This window comes from Streptomyces sp. NPDC029296 (assembly GCF_055569255.1).
In genome coordinates, this window is the sequence record NZ_JBVHXT010000001.1 from 327,152 (window position 1) to 344,485 (window position 17,334).

The 17,334-nt window shown below is 72.8% G+C and carries 16 protein-coding genes, 1 pseudogene and 1 riboswitch; of the genes and pseudogenes, 3 read left to right on the plus strand and 14 right to left on the minus strand.

Going from position 1 to position 17,334, the window contains the following annotated elements; genetic code table 11:
* Nucleotides 1-9: 9 nt before the first annotated feature.
* From ACZ4W9_RS01330 to ACZ4W9_RS01340, 3 genes are all read right to left on the minus strand, one after another.
* Complete coding sequence (locus tag ACZ4W9_RS01330; protein WP_160508150.1) at nt 10-213, minus strand: cold-shock protein; 204 nt, start codon at nt 211-213, stop codon at nt 10-12.
* 851 nt (nt 214-1,064) lie between these two features.
* The gene (locus tag ACZ4W9_RS01335) at nt 1,065-2,360 is read right to left on the minus strand and encodes a phospholipase D-like domain-containing protein (protein ID WP_467932368.1); all 1,296 of its coding nucleotides are present in this window, start codon (nt 2,358-2,360) and stop codon (nt 1,065-1,067) included.
* A 120-nt stretch (nt 2,361-2,480) separates the two neighbouring features.
* Nucleotides 2,481-4,499, minus strand: a complete 2,019-nt coding sequence (locus ACZ4W9_RS01340; protein WP_467932369.1) for a helix-turn-helix transcriptional regulator — start codon at nt 4,497-4,499, stop codon at nt 2,481-2,483.
* A gap of 94 nt (nt 4,500-4,593) precedes the next feature.
* Here ACZ4W9_RS01340 and absR1 point away from each other — a divergent pair, with 94 nt between their 5' ends.
* Nucleotides 4,594-5,679 carry a beta-glucuronidase AbsR1 gene (gene absR1 / locus ACZ4W9_RS01345; RefSeq protein ID WP_467932370.1) on the plus strand — a complete coding sequence of 362 codons (1,086 nt, stop codon included), beginning with the start codon at nt 4,594-4,596 and terminating at the stop codon, nt 5,677-5,679.
* A gap of 118 nt (nt 5,680-5,797) precedes the next feature.
* Here absR1 and ACZ4W9_RS01350 read toward each other — a convergent pair whose 3' ends face one another.
* The 11 genes from ACZ4W9_RS01350 to ACZ4W9_RS01400 all read right to left on the minus strand — a co-directional run bounded on the left by ACZ4W9_RS01350 (nt 5,798) and on the right by ACZ4W9_RS01400 (nt 15,222).
* Nucleotides 5,798-6,622: a TauD/TfdA dioxygenase family protein gene (locus ACZ4W9_RS01350; protein WP_467932372.1), complete on the minus strand. Its 825-nt coding sequence runs from the start codon at nt 6,620-6,622 to the stop codon at nt 5,798-5,800.
* A gap of 68 nt (nt 6,623-6,690) precedes the next feature.
* Nucleotides 6,691-7,788, minus strand: a complete 1,098-nt coding sequence (locus ACZ4W9_RS01355; protein ID WP_467932373.1) for an LLM class flavin-dependent oxidoreductase — start codon at nt 7,786-7,788, stop codon at nt 6,691-6,693.
* The gene (locus tag ACZ4W9_RS01360) at nt 7,785-9,173 is read right to left on the minus strand and encodes an NtaA/DmoA family FMN-dependent monooxygenase (RefSeq protein ID WP_467932374.1); all 1,389 of its coding nucleotides are present in this window, start codon (nt 9,171-9,173) and stop codon (nt 7,785-7,787) included. The genes ACZ4W9_RS01355 and ACZ4W9_RS01360 overlap by 4 nt, the downstream gene beginning before the upstream one ends.
* A 21-nt stretch (nt 9,174-9,194) precedes the next feature.
* The gene (locus ACZ4W9_RS01365; protein WP_467932376.1) at nt 9,195-10,403 is read right to left on the minus strand and encodes an LLM class flavin-dependent oxidoreductase; all 1,209 of its coding nucleotides are present in this window, start codon (nt 10,401-10,403) and stop codon (nt 9,195-9,197) included.
* A gap of 123 nt (nt 10,404-10,526) precedes the next feature.
* Nucleotides 10,527-10,640 carry a putative leader peptide gene (locus ACZ4W9_RS01370; protein WP_467932377.1) on the minus strand — a complete coding sequence of 38 codons (114 nt, stop codon included), beginning with the start codon at nt 10,638-10,640 and terminating at the stop codon, nt 10,527-10,529.
* Between the two features lie 107 nt (nt 10,641-10,747).
* On the minus strand, nt 10,748-11,767 hold the full coding sequence (locus ACZ4W9_RS01375; RefSeq protein WP_467932378.1) for an ABC transporter substrate-binding protein: 1,020 nt from the start codon (nt 11,765-11,767) through the stop codon (nt 10,748-10,750).
* Nucleotides 11,768-11,817: 50 nt separating this feature from the next.
* Nucleotides 11,818-12,609 (minus strand): amino acid ABC transporter ATP-binding protein, encoded by a 792-nt coding sequence (locus ACZ4W9_RS01380; RefSeq protein ID WP_467932380.1) that lies wholly within the window; start codon nt 12,607-12,609, stop codon nt 11,818-11,820.
* The gene (locus tag ACZ4W9_RS01385) at nt 12,606-13,589 is read right to left on the minus strand and encodes an amino acid ABC transporter permease (protein ID WP_467932381.1); all 984 of its coding nucleotides are present in this window, start codon (nt 13,587-13,589) and stop codon (nt 12,606-12,608) included. Before ACZ4W9_RS01385 ends, ACZ4W9_RS01380 begins: the two co-directional genes overlap by 4 nt.
* 172 nt (nt 13,590-13,761) lie before the next feature.
* Nucleotides 13,762-13,911, minus strand: coding sequence for a hypothetical protein (locus tag ACZ4W9_RS01390; RefSeq protein ID WP_318200178.1), 150 nt, complete (start codon nt 13,909-13,911; stop codon nt 13,762-13,764).
* Between the two features lie 32 nt (nt 13,912-13,943).
* A riboswitch (SAM riboswitch) is annotated at nt 13,944-14,054 on the minus strand.
* A gap of 77 nt (nt 14,055-14,131) precedes the next feature.
* Entirely contained in the window at nt 14,132-15,019 is an 888-nt protein-coding gene (locus ACZ4W9_RS01395; protein ID WP_467932382.1) for a glutathione S-transferase C-terminal domain-containing protein, read from the minus strand.
* An 80-nt stretch (nt 15,020-15,099) separates the two neighbouring features.
* Nucleotides 15,100-15,222: a putative leader peptide gene (locus tag ACZ4W9_RS01400; protein WP_467932384.1), complete on the minus strand. Its 123-nt coding sequence runs from the start codon at nt 15,220-15,222 to the stop codon at nt 15,100-15,102.
* A 123-nt stretch (nt 15,223-15,345) separates the two neighbouring features.
* Here ACZ4W9_RS01400 and ACZ4W9_RS01405 point away from each other — a divergent pair.
* Nucleotides 15,346-15,678: pseudogene (locus ACZ4W9_RS01405) on the plus strand (FCD domain-containing protein); the annotation flags it as partial.
* A 177-nt stretch (nt 15,679-15,855) separates the two neighbouring features.
* Nucleotides 15,856-17,301: an amino acid permease gene (locus ACZ4W9_RS01410; RefSeq protein ID WP_467932385.1), complete on the plus strand. Its 1,446-nt coding sequence runs from the start codon at nt 15,856-15,858 to the stop codon at nt 17,299-17,301.
* Nucleotides 17,302-17,334: the final 33 nt, after the last annotated feature.

Here is a 17,334-nt window from a genome sequence, read left to right on the forward strand (position 1 = left end):
CGGAGCAGGTCAGGCGGGGGTGATGTTCTCCGCCTGCGGGCCCTTCTGGCCCTGGGTGATGTCGAAGTTGACCTTCTGGCCTTCCTGGAGCTCACGGAAGCCGGAGGCGTTGATGTTGGAGTAGTGGGCGAAGACGTCGGGGCCTCCGCCGTCCTGCTCGATGAAGCCGAAGCCCTTTTCCGCGTTGAACCACTTCACGGTGCCGGTAGCCATGGTGTCCTCCAGAAGACTCGAGATCGGGCCCCGCACCGTGCGGGACCCGGAGGTGATCGTCCTGGTCCTCCGAGACTTGGAACAGCAAGACGCCCGTGAACTCGCGCTCACGGGCGACCGGTTACTTCGGAACCACGACAGCTGATCTTGACGTTACACGGGCAGACCGCGTGGTGTGGCGGGCTCTGGTCAACTTCCGGTCCGGGCAGAGGGCTTGGTCTGCGCCATCTGCTGCAGGTCATGGCGGAGGAAGGGCTGGACGACGTGTCCACGGACGCGGCCTGGTTTGCGCAGGCGATCGCCGACCGGATCCCTTCGACGGACTGATCCGCGGGCTGTTCCGAGGCGGCCCGGCTCTTCACGGGGAGAGCCGGGCCGTGGTCGCGCTCGCACCGTCGCGGGGCTACCCCAGGCGTGGCGGCGGCGTACGGGGACGGGGCCGCCGATGCCCGGGAATCCGGCGTATGGTGCGGACCGCTCGTGTGACGTTCCCTGACCTCAACAGCCGCTGCTGAGGCGCTCGTTGGCGCGGCGGGTTTCGGTCGGCGTCGGCGTGGACGGGGTTGTCGCCGAGTTATCGTCTCCCGCGTGATCTCCAGCCGGGACACGGCGGCCTCCTGCTCGGCCAGCAGTGCTGCCAACTCTCCGACCCGAGCGCGGAGTTCAGAGGTCTGCTGACATGCACGAGCCTCACGTCGTCCCTGCTCCTCCCGCCAAAACATCGCCACCCCCGGGGATCCGACCCTGGACACGACGATCCGGCAAGCCGACGCGATCAGCAACGACCCAGATCAGCACAGCTCACTGCGCGAGAGCTACATCCCCCGGAGATCAGCCCTCAAAGAGAAGCTTCAGACGCAGGTGGCGGAGATGGCGTCCCCGTTGGCAGGTTTGTGGCTGGCCGCATCGCGCATGGTGGTGAAGTTCTGGACGTAGGAGGCGAAGACGTCGGTGTCCTCCAGTTGCAGGAGCGCCTCATCGTTCTGCCGCAGCGCGTCACGCGACCAATTATGGCTGCCCGTGTAGATCATCTTGCGGTCCGGAGTCCCATAGAGCTTGCCCTCCACCAGGAGGTACTTCGAGTGGACATACGGCTCCGAGGGGGTCGACTTCTCGCAGTAGTAGCGCACGAGCACGCCGTTGTATTGGTTGGTGGTCTTCCTCAGGAGGGTCTGCAAAGACTGCGTGGACCAACCAGGGGCGCCACCATCCGTCACGCTCGGCTTGTAGGTCTGCACGACCTCGACGTAGCAGCCCTTGGCGTCCAGGGCCACGAGCCGGTCCGCGAGATACGTACGGGTCATCGCGTACATGCCGACGCGGATGCGCGTCCGGTGGTCGTCGCCGATCCCGGTTTTCGTGTTCCCGAAGCATTCGATGTTGTCGAGGATCCCGGCGATGGTGTCCTCGGCTGGATCGTTGCTGGGATCGCCGTTGGCCTCGTGGCGCGGATAGAAGTGCACTTTGGCGTTGAGCGACGCGGTCGGCTTGCGTGTGTCGTAGTAGTTGTCGTCACGCTTCTGCTGGGCTAGGTCGTCGAAGTATCCGTCGTAGGCCTGGTAGATGCCGTTGTTGTCGGCCAGGACGAGGGCGTCGGTCCAGCCCTTGGTCGAGTCGCGGTAGTGCGACATGTTCGCGGAGGTCTGCAGGACGACGTTGCGGCTGCCCTTCGTCTCTGAGAACAGCAGGAACTTGTTGTGGTTGATGCCGCTGTGGCCGCCCGTGTCGATCTGCCGCTGACCTATGCAGCCTCGACCCTGTCCGCAGGTCAGCACCCAGGATGCCTTGGAGGTGTCGGCCCCGAGCTCCGTGACCAGCGGTCCGTAGGCGGCCGGGAAGTTCGCGTCGTCGGTCGTCGCGGCAGCGCTGTCGAAGATGATCTGTACATCGACACCACGCTGATGGGCTGCGACGAGCGCGTTCGGCACCTTCACGTCGGCTGCGTAGTACATCGACATCCGTATACGCGATCCAGCCGGAGCGCCTTCGATCAGTTCGATCTCGCGCTTGATGATGCCCTCCCGCTCGTCCTCCGTGGTACCCAGCGGGTTCGAGAAGACCGCGCCGGTGACCACTCCGCCCTCGGCCGCGGCGTTCGGCACCCCTCCGAGCGTGAAAACCAGGGCCGCCGACAGCCCGAGTATCACCACGTTCTTCTTTGTTCGCCTCATATACCCCACCCCCATCATGTCTGCGGCCCACATCCTTGGCCGCACTGAACCCGTGAACCCTCTCACGCCGCACTCGGGTCCCTTTGGACGGCGCCCTTAAGCCGTTTCGCGCGCGTCCACCAGCCAGGGCAGCGCGGACCGGTCACCGGTGCCGAGCCGGGTGTACGCGCCGTACAGGTGGTTGCCCACCGTCCGTACGGACAGCGTCAGCTTCTCGGCGATCTCCCGGTTGCTCAGCCCGGCCGCGGCCAGCGTGACGATCTGCCGCTGGCGGGCGGTGAGTTCGCCGAGGACCAGTCCGGCCAGCGCGGGTGTGCTCGCGCCCTGGCAGCGGCGGGCCAGGGCGACGGCCCGGGTCCGGGACCGCCGGGCGGCGCTCGGGTCGCGGTGCGCCCGGGCGGCCTGGGCGTGGGCCTCCGCCGCGTACAGCGTGAAGCCCCGCTCCGCCAGTGCCTCGGCGGCCCGGTCCAGCGCGGGCCCGTCCGCGTGCGCGAGGGCGTCGGCGTGCCGGGCGAACACGCTGCCTTCCGGGAGCCGTCCGGCCGCCCTCCCGGGGTCGCCGAGGCGTACGGCGTCGTAGCGGGCGTGGACGTCGTCCGGGTCGCCCCTCCCGTCCGGTCCGTCCTCGGCCAGCCGGAGTTCCCGGCGGCAGCCGTCGTCCGACGGGGCCGTCCGCAGCCCCTCCCGGGCCCAGGCCGCCGCCTCGCGCAGCTCGCCGCGCAGGCGCGCGAACCGGGCGCGGACCTCGGCGTACCGGGCGGGCAGCGGGTCGCCGTGCGCCACCAGCCACTCCCCCACCGGCGTGGGCACCGGCCGGACGTCCAGCCGCTCCATCCGCCGTACCAGCGACCGCCGTTCGTCCTCCAGCGCCGGGCCGTGCGCGGGGGCCGCCCGGCCCAGCCGCCGGGCCCGCAGCCGGCCGGCCGAGGCGCGCAGCACGGCGCCGTGCAGGGGGTGGGCGAGGGTGACCGCGCCGTGTGCGCCGACGTCGATCAGGCCGTCGGCCTCCAGGCGTTCGAGGGCGTCCAGGTCCAGGTCGTCCGCCGGCAGCGGCAGGGGTGCGGCGAAGGCGAGGCGGTCCAGGACGTCGCGTTCACCGGGACCGGACCGCTCCAGGGCGCCGGCGACCCGCTCCAGCACCGCCGCCGTGACCGGCAACGGCCCCCGCCAGGCCCACTCACCGGTACCGGGCACGGGCTCCAGCCGGCCGGGCCCGGCGAACACCGCCCACGGGGCGGGCGCCGGCCGCCCGGATACGGCGAGCAGGCTCTCCAAGCCGGCCGCCACCCGCCCGCTCCCGGTGAACGCGGCTCCCCCGCCCGGCCCCGACGGGTCCGCCCCGGCCGAGGCGGTCCCCGGACCGGCCGTCGGCGAGACCGATCCGGCCGGCCCGCCCCCCGAACCGGCCGCCACCCGGCCGCTCCCGGCGCACGCGTCTTCCGCCTCCGCCGTCAGCCGGTCGGCTTCGGTGATCGTCGGTTCCGGGGCCGGGGCCGGCGTCGGGCGGCCGGGGGCGGTGAGCGCCGTGACCAGGTCGCGCAGGAGGCGCAGGTCGCCCCGGCACGCCTGGTGCAGGCGGCGCACGGTGAGCGGTTCCAGGCCGGTGCCGGCGAGCAGCCGGGCGGTGTCCTCGCCCGGCAGCGGGCCGAGGGCCAGCCGGGGCAGCAGTTCCCCGGTCCACAGCCGGGTCACCGCGCCGGGCGCGCGCATGCCGTCCGCCGCGGCCACGATCAGCCGGGTGCGACCGTGCACGGCCAGTTGGTGGACCAGGGCGGCGGAGGTCTCGTCCAGCAGTTGGGCGTCGTCCACGACGAGGACCCGTACACCGGACAGCGCGCGGAGGGCGCCGTGCAGCGAGACGGTGTCGGGGAGCAGGGGCGCGAACGCCGCGAGGGGCAGGCGCCGGGCCTCGGGCGTGCCGGTCACCCGGGCGTGGTCCAGGCCCCGGACCGCCTCCGTGATCAGCCGGGTCTTGCCGTGGCCCGCCGGTCCGGTCACCACGATGCCGGGCCGCCCGCCGGCCGACGCGCCGCGCACCAGCTCCAGTTCCTCCGCCCGGCCGGTGAACGGCCAGGGCGCGTCCAGGGTCTTCGGGTGCAGTTCGTCAGTGCTCACACCATGCTGAGCACGGGTACTCGGTTCTGATACAGGGCGACTTGAGCAGCCCCCGACTCAGGCGTGCCGCCGGGCCGGGCGGCATCCTGCTGGCATGACCCGACGCCTCTGCTCGCTTCCGCGGCAGCCGGTCCCGGCGTTCGCCCCGGGACTGACCGCCGAGCGGCTGGGCGCCCTGCTCGCCGGGCGGCGGATGTGGGTCAACGGCACGGTGCTGCACTACTGCTTCCTGGACGCCCGCACCGACGCCTCGGTCATCCCGGTCCCCGGCACCGGTGAACTGCGCCGGGTGCCGTGGGCGGGCGGCGCGGAGCAGCGGGAGGTGGTCCGCGACTGCTTCCGCGAGTGGCAGGACCTCGGCATCGGCGTCACCTTCGCCGAGGTCGCCGACCGGCACGAGGCGGAGCTGCGCATCGGGTTCCAGGCCGGTGCCGGGTCCTGGTCGGCGGTGGGCCGGGACGCGCTGTCGGCGGGCCGGGGCGAGCGCACCATGAACCTCGGCTGGGACGTGACCGCGCCCGGGGAGCGGGGCACGGTGCTGCATCAGATCGGGCACGCCCTCGGCATGGTGCACGAGCACCAGAGCCCGTACGCGGGGCTGCACTGGGACGACGAGGCGGTGTACGCGGAGCTGGCCGGCCCGCCGAACTTCTGGAGCCGGGAGACGACGTACACCAATGTGCTGGGCCGGCTGGACGCCGGCGCGGCGGAGGCCTCGGTGTGGGACCCGCAGTCGGTCATGACGCTGCCGCTCGGGCCGGGGCTGGTGCTGGAGCCGGAGCAGTACCGCGGGGGGCTGCGGCCGCCCGGCAGCCCGTCCCCGGCCGACAAGGAGTTCGCGCTGCGCTGGTATCCGCCCGCCGGTTTGGCGGGGCCGGCCGCGCTGGTGCCGTTCCGGTCGGTGCCGCTCGGCCTCGGGCCCGGCGAGCAGGCGGACTTCACCGTCGAGCCGCCGCAGACCCGCGAGTACACCGTGGGCGCCTTCGGCGAGGCCGATGCCGTGCTGGTGGTCTTCGAGGAGCGGGACGGGGAGCCGCGCTTCCTCGCGGGACACGACGACGGCGGCACGCCGGACGGCGCGGCCGTCCGGGTGCGGCTGGTCAAGGGCCGCCGCTACACCGTCCGGGTGCGCCTGTACTCCACGTGGGGTCCGGGAGAGACGGCGGTCATGTGCTGGTGACGGCACAGGGACGGCACGGCGCCGCGGTCCGGCACCGGGGGAGCGGGCGCGGACGTCACCGACGGGGGTGGTGACGTCCGCGCGCGTGCCGGTGCCGTCGTGTCCGCGCCGTGTGCGCTCAGGCGGCGGGGCGCAGCGGCTCCACGGCGATGACCTTGCGGTAGACGCGGGCGCCGTCGCCGTAGTCGTCGACGGCGTAGTGCCAGGTGGCCTGGTTGTCCCAGAGGACGAAGTCGCCGGGCCGCCAGCCGAAGCGGATCGTGTAGTCCGGCGAGGCGGCGTGCCGCAGGAGGTGGTCGAGCAGGGTGCGGCCCTCCTGCTCGGTGACGCCGGTGAGCCCGAGCGCGGAGGAGCTGAGGAAGAGCCCCTTGCGTCCGGTGAGGGGGTGTTCGAGGACGACGGGGTGCTCGGTGGTGGTCTCGCCGAGGGCGGTCTTCCGGCTGCCCTGGGCGTAGTTCTCGGGGTTTCCGTCGTAGACCGCGCCGACGCCGGCGAGCAGGGTCTTGAAGGGCTCGGACAGGTCGTCGTAGGCGGCCTGCAGGTCGGCCCACAGGGTGTGGCCGCCGAGGTCGGGGACCTCGTCGTAGGTCAGCGACTCGATGGCGAAGGCGGGGGTGCGCCACAGGCCGCCGATGTGCCAGGTGCTGGCCTTGCCGGTGTGCCGCACGTTGTAGGGGTAGACCAGCGGGTGGTCCGGGTGGCGGGTGGCGGTGGGGTGGTCGAACGGCTCGGCGAAGAGCCGTACGGCCTCGACGTGCTGTTCCGGTGTCAGGTGCTGGTCGCGGAAGACCAGCACCTTGTGGTCGCGGAAGGCCCGGCGCAGCGCGCCGGCGGTGGACTCGTCGACGGGGCGGGTCAGGTCGACGCCGGTCACCTCCGCGCCGATGCGCGGGCCGGCCCGGTGGATGACGAGGTTGGTGTCGTGATCGGTGACGGTGGTCATGCCCATCTCCTCGATGCGTTGCTCGGGTGTGCGCTGATACGAACCCGGGTGTGCGGGCGTGCGGTGGCTCAGCGGCCGGCCGGCACGGGGGCCGGTGCGGACGCCGGGCCGGGGACGGCCGGGGCCCAGGGGAACGGGGGGTCCGGGATGGTCCGGCGCAGTACCGGGGCCACCTCGGACTGGAACAGTTCCAGCGAGTCGCGGTGCCCGGCGGGCGGGAGTCCGCCCGCGTCCGCGGCCACGTGCAGCACGGTGTGCCCGAACTCCTCGTGGTAGCGGTGCACCTTGTCGATGACCTGTTCGGGGCTGCCGATCAGGGCCGAGCTGCGGGCGGCGAAGTCCTCCAGGGTCTCGAAGACCACGGGCAGGCCCGCCGTCCGCTGGTAGGCGAGGGTGGCCTCGAAGACCGGGCGGTAGGCGGCCAGCGCCTCCTGGGAGGTGCGGGCGACGTACAGCCCGGCCGTGCCCGCGCCCACCGCGATGTCCGCCGGGTCGTGGCCGTAGTGCTCCCAGCGTTCGCGGTAGTACCGGATCAGCTGCGCGTACGGCTCGATGGGGTGGGTGACGTTCGCCGAGAACAGCGGGTCGCCGTAGCGCGCGGCGAGGTCCACGGACTCCTTGCTGGTGGCGCTGCCGTGCCAGACCCGCACCGGCCGCTGGTACGGCCGCGGCCACACCTCGGCGTCCTTCAGCGGCGGCCGGAACCGGGTGTCGGCGCTCACCTTGTCCTCGCGCCACAGCCGCCGGAACACCTCGTAGCTCTCGGCGTTGCGGGCCCACTGGTCCTCGGGGGTCACCTGGAACAGCTCGCGCTGCGCGGAGCCGTTGCCCTTGCCGATGATCAGGTCCAGCCGGCCGTCGGAGAGATGGTCCAGGGTCGCGTAGTCCTCGTAGGCCCGGACCGGGTCGAGCAGGCTGAGCGTGGTGACGGCGGTGAACAGCCGGATGCGGCGGGTGAGCGCGGCGATGTGGCCGAGCACCACCGTCGGCGCGGAGGAGAGGAACGGCCGTTCGTGCCGCTCCCCCACGGCGAACCCGTCGAAGCCCAGCTCCTCCGCCAGGATCGCGTCCTCCAGCACCTCGCGGAACCGCTCGTGCGTCGGTTTGAGCAGGCCGGTGGCGGGGTCCGGCCGGTGCACGATCAGTGTGACGGCGAGGAACCTCACGACGCCGCCCGCTCGGCCGGGGCGCCGGCGCGGCGGCCGGTGTCGGGGTGGGCGAGGCCCAGGTGGTCGCGCAGGGTGGTGCCCTCGTAGTCGGCGCGGAAGACGCCCTGTTCCTGGAGCAGCGGGACGACCTTGTCGGCGAACGGGTCGAGTCCGCCGGGGGTGATGTGCGGGACGAGGATGAAGCCGTCGGAGGCGTCGGCCTGGACGAACTCGTTGATGGTCCGCGCGACGGTGGCGGGCGAGCCGATGAAGGTCTGCCGGTTGCCGGTGTTGATGACGAGGTCGCGGATGGACCACTTGTTGGCCTCGGCGAGCTGCCGCCATTCGCGGGCGATGGCGACCGGGTCGCGGTACATCCGCACCTGGGCGCGGCCCCGGGAGATGTGCTCCTCGGCGACCACCGGGTCGACGTCGGGCAGCGGGCCCTCCGGGTCGTACGCCGACAGGTCCCGGTTCCACACGAATTCCAGGTGCTTGATGGCGGTGGCGCCGCTGACCTGCTGCCGGCGGACCTCGCGGGCGAGTTCGGCGGCCTCCTCGTCGGTGTCGCCGAGCACGAAGGTCGCGGCGGGCAGGATGAGCAGGTCCTCCGGGCGGCGGCCGTACTTGGCGAGGCGGGACTTGACGTCCGTGTAGAACGCCTGGCCCTCCTTCAGCGTGGCGTACCGGCTGAAGATCGCGTCGGCGTCGGCGGCGGCGAACTCGCGGCCCTCGTCGGAGTCGCCGGCCTGGAAGATGACGGGGCGGCCCTGCGGGGAGCGCGGGACGTTGAACCGGCCCTGGATGTCGAAGTGCTGTCCCTGGTGCACGAACGAGCCGGCCCGGGCGTCCCGCAGGAAGGTGCCGGTGGCCTGGTCGGCGAGGATCTCGTCGCCGTGCCAGGAGTCGAACAGCTCGTGCGCGGTGGCGAGGAACTCCTTGGCGCGGGAGTAACGCTCCTCCTGCGGCAGGAAGCCGCCGCGCCGGAAGTTCTCGCCGGTGAAGGCGTCCCAGGAGGTGACGACGTTCCACGCGGCCCGGCCGCCGGAGAGGTGGTCGAGGCTGGCGAACTGGCGGGCCACCTCGTACGGCTCGTTGAACGTGGAGTTGATGGTGCCGGTCAGGCCGAGCCGGTCGGTGACGGCGGCCAGCGCGGCGAGCACGGTGAAGGTGTCGGGGCGGCCGACCACGTCCAGGTCGTATATCTTGCCGCCCTGTTCGCGCAGCCTGAGGCCCTCGGCGAGGAAGAGGAAGTCGAACTTGGCGCGTTCGGCGGTCCGGGCGAAGTGCGCGAAGGAGCCGAACTCGATGTGGCTGCCGGCGGCCGGGTCGCTCCAGACGGTGGTGTTGTTGACGCCCGGGAAGTGGGCGGCCAGGTGGATCTGCTTCAGCGGCTTGCTCATGGTGGGGCGGGTCCTCCCGGCTCAGGCGGCGGCGGTGGCGTAGCGGTTGGCGGGGCGGGCGAGGCCGAGGAGGCCGCGCAGGGTCGTCGCCTCGTAGGCCGTGCGGAAGCGGTGGCGGCGCTGGAGTTCGGGCACCAGGTCCCGGGTGATCCGGGGCAGGTCGTGGCCGGTGACGGCGGGCCGCAGCCGGAAGCCGGTCAGTCCGCCGGCCGCCAGTTCCTCCAGCAGGTCGGCGAGCCCGGCGGCGGTGCCGGTGAAGACCGGGGCGTCGCTGGTGTACGGCTCGCCGGCGAGCGTGTCGAGCCGGTCCAGCCGGGCCCGGGCCGCCTCCTCGCCGTCGTCGAGGAGGACGACGAGGTCCCCGAAGACGTGCAGGGGCTCTCCGGCGCGGCCGGCCGCCCGCTGCTCGGCGCGGATCTCGGCGACGATGGCTCGGGCGTGGTCCGCGTCGCGCGGGGTGACGTAGCCGACGTCGGCCTGGCGGGCCACCAGCCGGTAGGGGACGGTCCGGTGGGCGAGGGCGGTGACCGGCGGCTGGCCCTGCGGCGGGCGGGGGGTGATGGAGGGGCCCTTGACGTGGAAGAAGCGGCCCTCGAAGTCGATGTAGTGCAGTTTGTCCCGGTCGACGAAGCGGCCGGTCGCGGCGTCCCGGATCTCGGCGTCGTCCTCCCAGCTGTCCCAGAGCCGGCGGACGACCTCCACGTGGTCGGCGGCCTCGTCGAACAGTTCGGTGATCGGTGCCGGCGTGTCCGCGCCGTCGTGGGGGTCGAGCCGGGGGATGGTGCGGCGGCCGAAGTGGGCGGCCTCGTCGGGGCGGGCGCTGATCTTGACGCGCAGGCCGGCGCGGCCGGTGCTGACGTAGTCGAGGGTGGCGATGGCCTTGGAGATGTGGAACGGCTCGGTGTGGGTGGCCACCACGGTCGGGACCAGGCCGATGTGGCGGGTGAGCGGGGCGACGCGGGAGGCGATGAGGACCGCGTCGAGCCGGCCGCGGACCTGGTCGGTGCGCTCGTCGGCCTCCCGGCGCCGGGAGGACTGCGGGCCGAGGCCGTCCTCGAGGGTGACGAAGTCGAGCAGACCGCGTTCGGCCTCGGTGATCTGGTCGGCCCAGTAGCCGGCGGTGAACAGGTCCCGGGGGCGGGCGACCGGCTCGCGCCAGGAGGCGGGATGCCAGCCGGTGCCGTCCAGGGCGACGGCGAGATGCAGGTGTGCGGGGGCAGTCGGCGACACGTCTGTGCCTTCCTTGATGTCCGTACGTGGGTGAGCGGCGCGCGGCCGGGCGCGGGCCGGGGTGCGCGGCGGGGGCCGGGCGGGCACGCGAAAGGCGCGGCCGGGCCGGGGGCCGGGCAGGGATCAGCGGCGACAGAGCGCGGCGGACACGCGCTGGAGGTCGATGTGCGGCCGGGAGTGCAGCCGGACGGAGCGGTACGGGCGCGGCGGGCGGGCCTGGTCGGGCACTCGGGTCACGGCCGTCGCCTCCCTCCGTCGGGCACGGCGGGCCGGATCGGCGTCCGCCGGGCGGGTCTCGTCAAAGCGGTCAACGCCCGCCCGCCGCGGGTTGTTCCCGGGCGGTGTCAGGAGTTGTCCAGGGGCAGTCCGGGCGGGTTGATCTCGGCCTTGGGCACGGCTTCGTTGGAGAGGTTGTAGGCGGCGAGCCACTTCTCGTACTGACCGTTCTCGATCAGGTAGTTGAGGGCGTCGGCAAGCGGCTTGGCGAGCCCGCTGTCCTTCTTGGCGGTGGCGGCGATCAGGCCCTGGACCGTCTCGCCGGCGCCGGAGAAGGTGCCCGCGTTGCGGGTCGGGTCGGGGGTGTGCGCGGTCTGCCGGGTGCGGTAGGCGACGGCGGGGTTGGGCCCGAGGTAGGCGTCGACCTTGCCGCTGCGCAGCGCCAGGCTGATGGCGTTCTGGTCCGGGAAGTACTTGACGGTGAGCTTCTTGCCCTCCTTGGCCAGTCTGGCCTTCCACTCCAGCAGGATCTTCTCCTGGTTGGTACCGGCGCCCACGGTCACCGTCTTGCCCGCGAGGTTCTCGTAGTCGCCGTCGAAGTTCCAGGTGCTCTTCTTCGGGACCTCGAAGGCCAGGTTGTCCTTGCGGTAGGAGGCGAACTCGTACTTCTTCTTGCGTTCCTCGGTGACGGTGACGTTGGAGAAGGCGACGTCGTTCTTGCCGCTGTCGAGGCCGACGAAGAGGTTCTCCCAGGTGGAGTTGCGCAGTTCGGGCTCCAGGCCGAGCACCGCGGCCACCAGCCGGCCGAGGTCGGGCTCGGAGCCGGTGAGGGTCTTCTGGTCGCTGCCCACGAAGTTCAGCGGCGCCGATCCGGAGGGCAGGGCTCCGACGCCGATGACGAGCTTGCCGCTCTTGCGGATGGAGGCGGGCAGTTCGGCGCTGATGGACTTGACCTCGGAGACCTTCAACTCGGCCGGTTCGGCGGCTCCGTTGGACAGCTGCCCCACGGTCACCGTGCCGGCCGGGCCGCTGGTGGTGGCGGCGTCGCTGTCTCCTCCGCAGGCGGCGAGGGAGCCGGCGAGGGAGAGGGTGGCGGTCGCCGCGGTGAGGCCGCGTACGAGGGCGCGTCGGGAGAACTGGCGGGGCATGGCTGTCCTTGTCGTTCGGGGTGTCGAGGGGTGGTGGGGCGGGCGGTGGGTCACAGGACCTTGCCGAGGAAGTCGCGGGTGCGTTCGTGCCGGGGGTGGTCCAGAACCTGGGCGGGCGTGCCCTGTTCGACGATCCGGCCGGCGTCGAGGAAGACGATCCGGTCGGCGACCTCGCGGGCGAAGCCGATCTCGTGGGTGACGATGACGAGGGTGGTGCCGCTGGTCGCCAGGTCCTTGATGACGGCCAGCACCTCGCCGACCAGCTCGGGGTCGAGCGCCGAGGTCGGCTCGTCGAAGAGGATGATCCCGGGGCGCAGGGCGAGGGCGCGGGCGATGGCCACGCGCTGCTGCTGGCCGCCGGACAACTGCCGCGGGTAGGCGTCGCACTTGTCGCCGAGGCCGACGCGGCCGAGCAGTTCGCGGGCGAGGTCCCGGGCCGCCGGCCGGGTGAGCCGGCCGGTGGCGGCGGGGGCGGCGGCGACGTTGTCGAGGACGGTCAGGTGCGGGAAGAGGTTGAAGTTCTGGAAGACGAAGCCGATCCGGCCGCGCTGGGCGAGCAGGGCGCGCTCGCCGAGTTCCTTCAGCCCCTTGCCGTGCCGTTTGACGCCGATCAGTTCGCCGCCCACGCTGACGTGGCCGATCTCGGGCTTCTCCAGGTGGTTGATCACCCGGAGTAGGGTGGACTTGCCGGAGCCGGAGGGCCCGATGATCGCCGTGACCTCGCCGGGGCGGACGGTGAGGTCGATGCCGTCGAGCACCCGGTGGGTGCCGTACCACTTGTGCACGCCGTGCACCTCTAGCGCGACGGGTGCCGCCTTCTCCGGGGTCCGGACGGTGGTCATACGGCGGCCTCCTTGCGCAACCGGGCCCGCACGTCCGCGAGTTGGGCGCGGACCCGCTGGAGCGGGGTCGGCGGCAGGGCGCGGGTGGCGCCCCGGGCGTAGTGCCGCTCGACGTAGAACTGGACGACGGAGACGGCGCTGGTGAGGAGCAGGTACCAGACGGTGGCGACCATCAGCAACGGCACCACGTCGCCGGGGTAGGTGTTGCCCATCGACTGCACCGCGCCGAACAGGTCGAGCAGGGACACGTAGAACACCAGGGACGTGCTCTTGACGAGGCCGATCAGCTGGTTGACGTAGTTCGGGGTGATGGACCTGAGGGCCTGCGGGAAGACGATCCTGCGGAACCGGTAGCCCCGGGGCAGGCCGAGCGCGGCGGCGGCCTCGTGCTGGCCCTGGTCGACGGAGAGGATGCCGCCGCGGACCACCTCGGCCGCGTACGCCGCCTCGTTGAGGGTGAGGCCGACGACGGCGATGGTCATGTCGGTGGCCAGCCGGGACTCGTCGAAGGTGATGAAGGCCGGGCCGAACGGCACCCCGAGGCTCAGGGTCTTGTACAGGGCACTGAAGTTGTACAGGAAGATCAGCACCACGATCAGCGGAACGGACCGGAACAGCCAGGTGTAGGTCCAGCTGACCGCCCGCAGCACCGGGCTCCCGGAGAGCCGGCCGAGCGCGAGCAGGACACCGCCGAGGAGGCCCAGGACCGCGCTGAACGCGGCGACTTCGAGGGTGACGAGGAGTCCGTCGACGACGGTGGGGCGCAGGAACCAGTAGCGGAAGCGGTCCCACTGGTAGAAGGGGTTCGTGGCCAGTCCGTGCAGGATCTGCGCGACGAGCACGAGGACGACGGCGGTGACGATCCACCGCCCGGGCCGGCGCAGCGGCTGAACTCGCTGCGCCGTCAGCTCTCTTGGCGGTGTGTCGGCTGTAGGGGGCGCCTCGGCGAGGGAGACGGCGGCGCCTGGGGGTTCACTCATGAGGGGCTCCGGCGAGGTCGGGCACCCCGGGCCGCGGCCGGGCGGACGCGGGCCCCGACGGCTCTGGGGCACGGGGCGGCGCACGGGCCGGCGCGAAACCGGGGGTGGGCGGACTACGGCGCACCGGGCGAGCGGGGTGCGCGGCGGGAACGCGAGGGCGAAGAAGGAGAGGTCAGCCCTGGCGGCGGGCGATGCCCGGCGCGGTACACAGTGCGCTGTTCACCCGGAGCAGGTCGACGGCACGGTCGGCGACCAGGAGACCGGCGAACGACGGTACGCGGCCCTGGGGGCGGCTCGGGGCCGTCCTGGAAGCTGCGTACATGGCGTCACCTGTCACTGTCGTGGCCCCGCGGGGCCTCGCGCTTACCGAATGCGTCGTCCGGTCCGGTCGTCACCTGGGGCACCCCACCGCGGTGCGAGGGTTGCCGGTCAGCGAGCCAGGGCTTGGCGCTGACGCTCATGACCGTTCTGAGCCGTAAGTAAGGCAGTTGCCCGTTCGAATGTCAACGCCCGTCCGCCCAGTGGACCCCCGCGGACCGCTCTCACCTGCGGCGGGCGCCCGAGGTGTGCCCGGCGTGGCCCGCCCAGTCCAGGATCTGGACGGCCGCTCCGGCGGCCTCCAGGCCCTGGCAACGGCCGTGGTGGCGGCGGGCGATGCCGTCGAGGTCGAGATGACGGCCGAACGCGGGGTGGGCGGCCAGCCGGCGGGCGTAAGCCCACAGCGCGTGGTGCCCGGCCACCCGGTGCACGGCGGAGGCGTCGAGATGGCAGCGGTGGACGGTGTCGAGTTGCACCAGGGTCACCCACAGCTCGATGTCGGCGGCGGTGAGCCGGCCGTCGGCCAGGTACTCCTCCCCGCTCAGCCGGCGCTCCAGCCGGCCCAGGGTGTCCAGCAGGGTGTCCAGCGCGGCGGCCCGCTCCGGTGGCGTGGCGCCCGCCCGGCCGGCGCGCTGGGCGGCCTCCTCGATGCCCTCGGCGCACATCCGCTCGACCGCCTCGATCACGGACTCCAGGCCCGCCGGGTACAGGCGGGCGTGGTCGTCCGGCCGGAACCGGTCCAGGTCGCGCAGGATGTCCGGGGCGTGGGTGCTGACGATGCGTCCGGACCAGTCGTCGCTGAGGACGGGGGCGAGGGCCGGGCCGGTGTAGTGGTGGGCGCTCGCCTCGTACAGCGGGCGCAGCGCCGCGTGGCCGCCGTCGGGACAGTCCGGGACGGCCGGCAGCGGGGTGACCGGACAGCGGGTGTCCAGGCCGAGGAGGCTGTGGCCGACGGCGAGGCGCAGTCCGTCGGGGCAGGCGGTCGACAGATGGAGCCGGTAGCGGTGCGGCACGGCGTAGTGGCCGCTGCGCGCGTCCCGGCCGATCCGGCCCCGGAAGAGGGGGGCGGTGCGGTGGACGGGCGGCACGGCGGCGAGCGGAGTGATGGACATGCGTCTCCCCGGGTGGTGGGCGTGCGGACGGGCGCTTCCGGCGCGGGCGTCGGCCGGCCGGCGGGGCCGAGGGGCCCGGTTCAGCGGTGGCGGCTGATCGCGCTGCAGACACGCTGGAGGTCGATGTGGCGGCGGGAGGTGAGCAGGGGCGCGTGCCACGGGGTCCGGACCGTACGGCCGGTGCCCGGTGCGAGGCGCGTCATGATTCCCTACCTGTTCACTAGGATTCCCTCCCCTGGAGTGTCGATCCGGCTCGGTACGGCGTCAAGGGGGTGTCCACGCACGGGAGTCGGGGGTCTCCTCGGAGCGAGAAAGATGTGACACAGCTCTCGCCGGAGGCGCCGCGCCCGGCGGCCCGGGAGATCGTCGCCGCCGCCGCGGCGGGCGACCTGATCGCCTATGTCGAGGCCGACACCCGTTTCCACCTCGGCCTCCTCGCCCTCGCGGGCAACGCGCACCTGGTCGAGGTCGTCGCCGACCTGCGGGGGCGCTCCCGGCTGTACGGGCTGACCGCGCTGGTCCGGGCGGGCCGGCTGCTCGCCTCCGCCAAGGAGCACCTGGAGCTGCTGGACGCCCTGCTGGAGCGCGACGGGCGGGCCGTCCACACGATCACGACCCGGCATCTGGGGCATGTGCGCGGCCTGTGGGCGGCGGACTGACCTCCTGCGGCGCCGGACATCCGGCGGCCACGGGACCGCGACGCGACGTTTTTTGCGTGATCACGCGGTCCGCGCGGAACAAAAAACGGCGATTTTGAGCCAGATCGGCGCATCCCCGACCATGGAGCCCGTCCCGGTGATCCCGGGAACGTCCGTTCCATGAGAGGCGCACCACCCATGCACGACACCGGAACCGTCGCACGGTCGGCTCCGGCCTCCGCGGAGACCCCTGCGGCGTCCCCCACGGTTCCCGCCAAGAACCCGCACGGCGACGCCGGCAGGCATGCCCGCCGGTTCGGCCTGCCCGTCGCCACGGCGCTGGTCATGGGCAACATCATCGGCGGCGGCATCTTCCTGCTGCCCGCCTCCATCGCCCCCTACGGCACGGTCAGCCTGGTCGCCTTCGGCGTGCTGACCGTCGGCGCCATCGCGCTCGCCCTGGTCTTCGGCCGGCTGGCCGCCCGGGACCCGCGCACCGGCGGCCCCTACGTCTACGCCCGCGAGGCGTTCGGCGACTTCGCGGGCTTCCTCGCGGCCTGGTCGTACTGGATCACCACCTGGGTGTCGAACGCGGCGCTCGCCGTCGCGGCCGTCGGCTACCTGAACGTGCTGATACCGGTCGACGACCACCGCTGGACCGCCTGCCTGGCCGCGCTCGTCCTGCAGTGGCTGCCCGCCCTCGCCAACTTCGCCGGCACCCGGTACGTGGGCGCCGTCCAGCTGGTCTCCACCGTGCTGAAGTTCCTGCCGCTGCTGCTCGTCGCGGTCGGCGGCCTGTTCTTCTTCGACCCGGACCGGCTCGGGCCGTTCAACTCCAGCGGGCACGGCGCGGTCGGCGCGGTGTCCGCCTCCGCCGCCCTGCTGCTCTTCTCCTACCTCGGAGTGGAGTCCGCCGCCGTCAGCGCGGGCGAGGTCGAGAACGCCCGCCGCAACGTGGGCCGGGCGACCGTCATCGGCACCGCGGGCGCGGCGCTGGTGTACCTGCTGGGCACGGTGTCGGTGTTCGGCACGGTCGCGCACGACCGTCTGGTGGCCTCCACCGCGCCGTTCTCGGACGCCGTGAACACGATGTTCGGCGGCAGCTGGGGCGGTACGGCGGTGGCACTCGCCGCGCTGGTGTCGATGACCGGCTGCCTCAACGGCTGGACCCTGCTCAGCGCCCAGACGCCGTACGCCGCGGCGCGCGACGGACTGTTCCCGAGCGCCTTCGCCCGCCGCCGCAGGGGGGTGCCCACGGTGGGCGTCGGCGTGACGGTCGTCCTCGCCTCGCTGCTCACCGTGTACAACTACTTCTCCGGCTCGGCCAGGGTCTTCGACGTCCTGGTGCTGGTCACCACGTTCACCGCGACCGTGCCGTATCTGCTGGCCACCGCCGCGCAGATCTTCCACCTCGTGGCCGGGCGGCCCGGGGCGGTCGACCGGGGACGGCTGGTGCGGGACTCCGTGATCACCGCGGTGGCCGCCGCGTTCTCGGTCTGGCTGATGGCGGGCGCCGGCTACGCCGCCGTGTACCAGGGCGTGCTGTTCCTGTTCGTCGGGATCATCGTCTACGCGGTGATGGCGGCCCGGCGCCAGCGGCGGCAGACCCCGGCGACCGGGGCCCCGGCGACCGAGGCGCCGTAGACCGCCGCGGCCCGCAGACCCCCGGCGCCGCGG

Excerpts from the sequence above, each read along its gene's own strand:
- ACZ4W9_RS01330 (WP_160508150.1), bottom strand. The coding sequence starts at position 213 with ATGGCTACCGGCACCGTGAAGTGGTTCAACGCGGAAAAGGGCTTCGGC.
- absR1 (WP_467932370.1), top strand. The coding sequence starts at position 4,594 with ATGACCCGACGCCTCTGCTCGCTTCCGCGGCAGCCGGTCCCGGCGTTC.
- ACZ4W9_RS01350 (WP_467932372.1), bottom strand. The coding sequence starts at position 6,622 with ATGACCACCGTCACCGATCACGACACCAACCTCGTCATCCACCGGGCC.
- ACZ4W9_RS01360 (WP_467932374.1), bottom strand. The coding sequence starts at position 9,173 with ATGAGCAAGCCGCTGAAGCAGATCCACCTGGCCGCCCACTTCCCGGGC.
- ACZ4W9_RS01375 (WP_467932378.1), bottom strand. The coding sequence starts at position 11,767 with ATGCCCCGCCAGTTCTCCCGACGCGCCCTCGTACGCGGCCTCACCGCG.
- ACZ4W9_RS01380 (WP_467932380.1), bottom strand. The coding sequence starts at position 12,609 with ATGACCACCGTCCGGACCCCGGAGAAGGCGGCACCCGTCGCGCTAGAG.
- ACZ4W9_RS01385 (WP_467932381.1), bottom strand. The coding sequence starts at position 13,589 with ATGAGTGAACCCCCAGGCGCCGCCGTCTCCCTCGCCGAGGCGCCCCCT.
- ACZ4W9_RS01390 (WP_318200178.1), bottom strand. The coding sequence starts at position 13,911 with ATGTACGCAGCTTCCAGGACGGCCCCGAGCCGCCCCCAGGGCCGCGTA.
- ACZ4W9_RS01395 (WP_467932382.1), bottom strand. The coding sequence starts at position 15,019 with ATGTCCATCACTCCGCTCGCCGCCGTGCCGCCCGTCCACCGCACCGCC.
- ACZ4W9_RS01400 (WP_467932384.1), bottom strand. The coding sequence starts at position 15,222 with ATGACGCGCCTCGCACCGGGCACCGGCCGTACGGTCCGGACCCCGTGG.
- ACZ4W9_RS01410 (WP_467932385.1), top strand. The coding sequence starts at position 15,856 with ATGCACGACACCGGAACCGTCGCACGGTCGGCTCCGGCCTCCGCGGAG.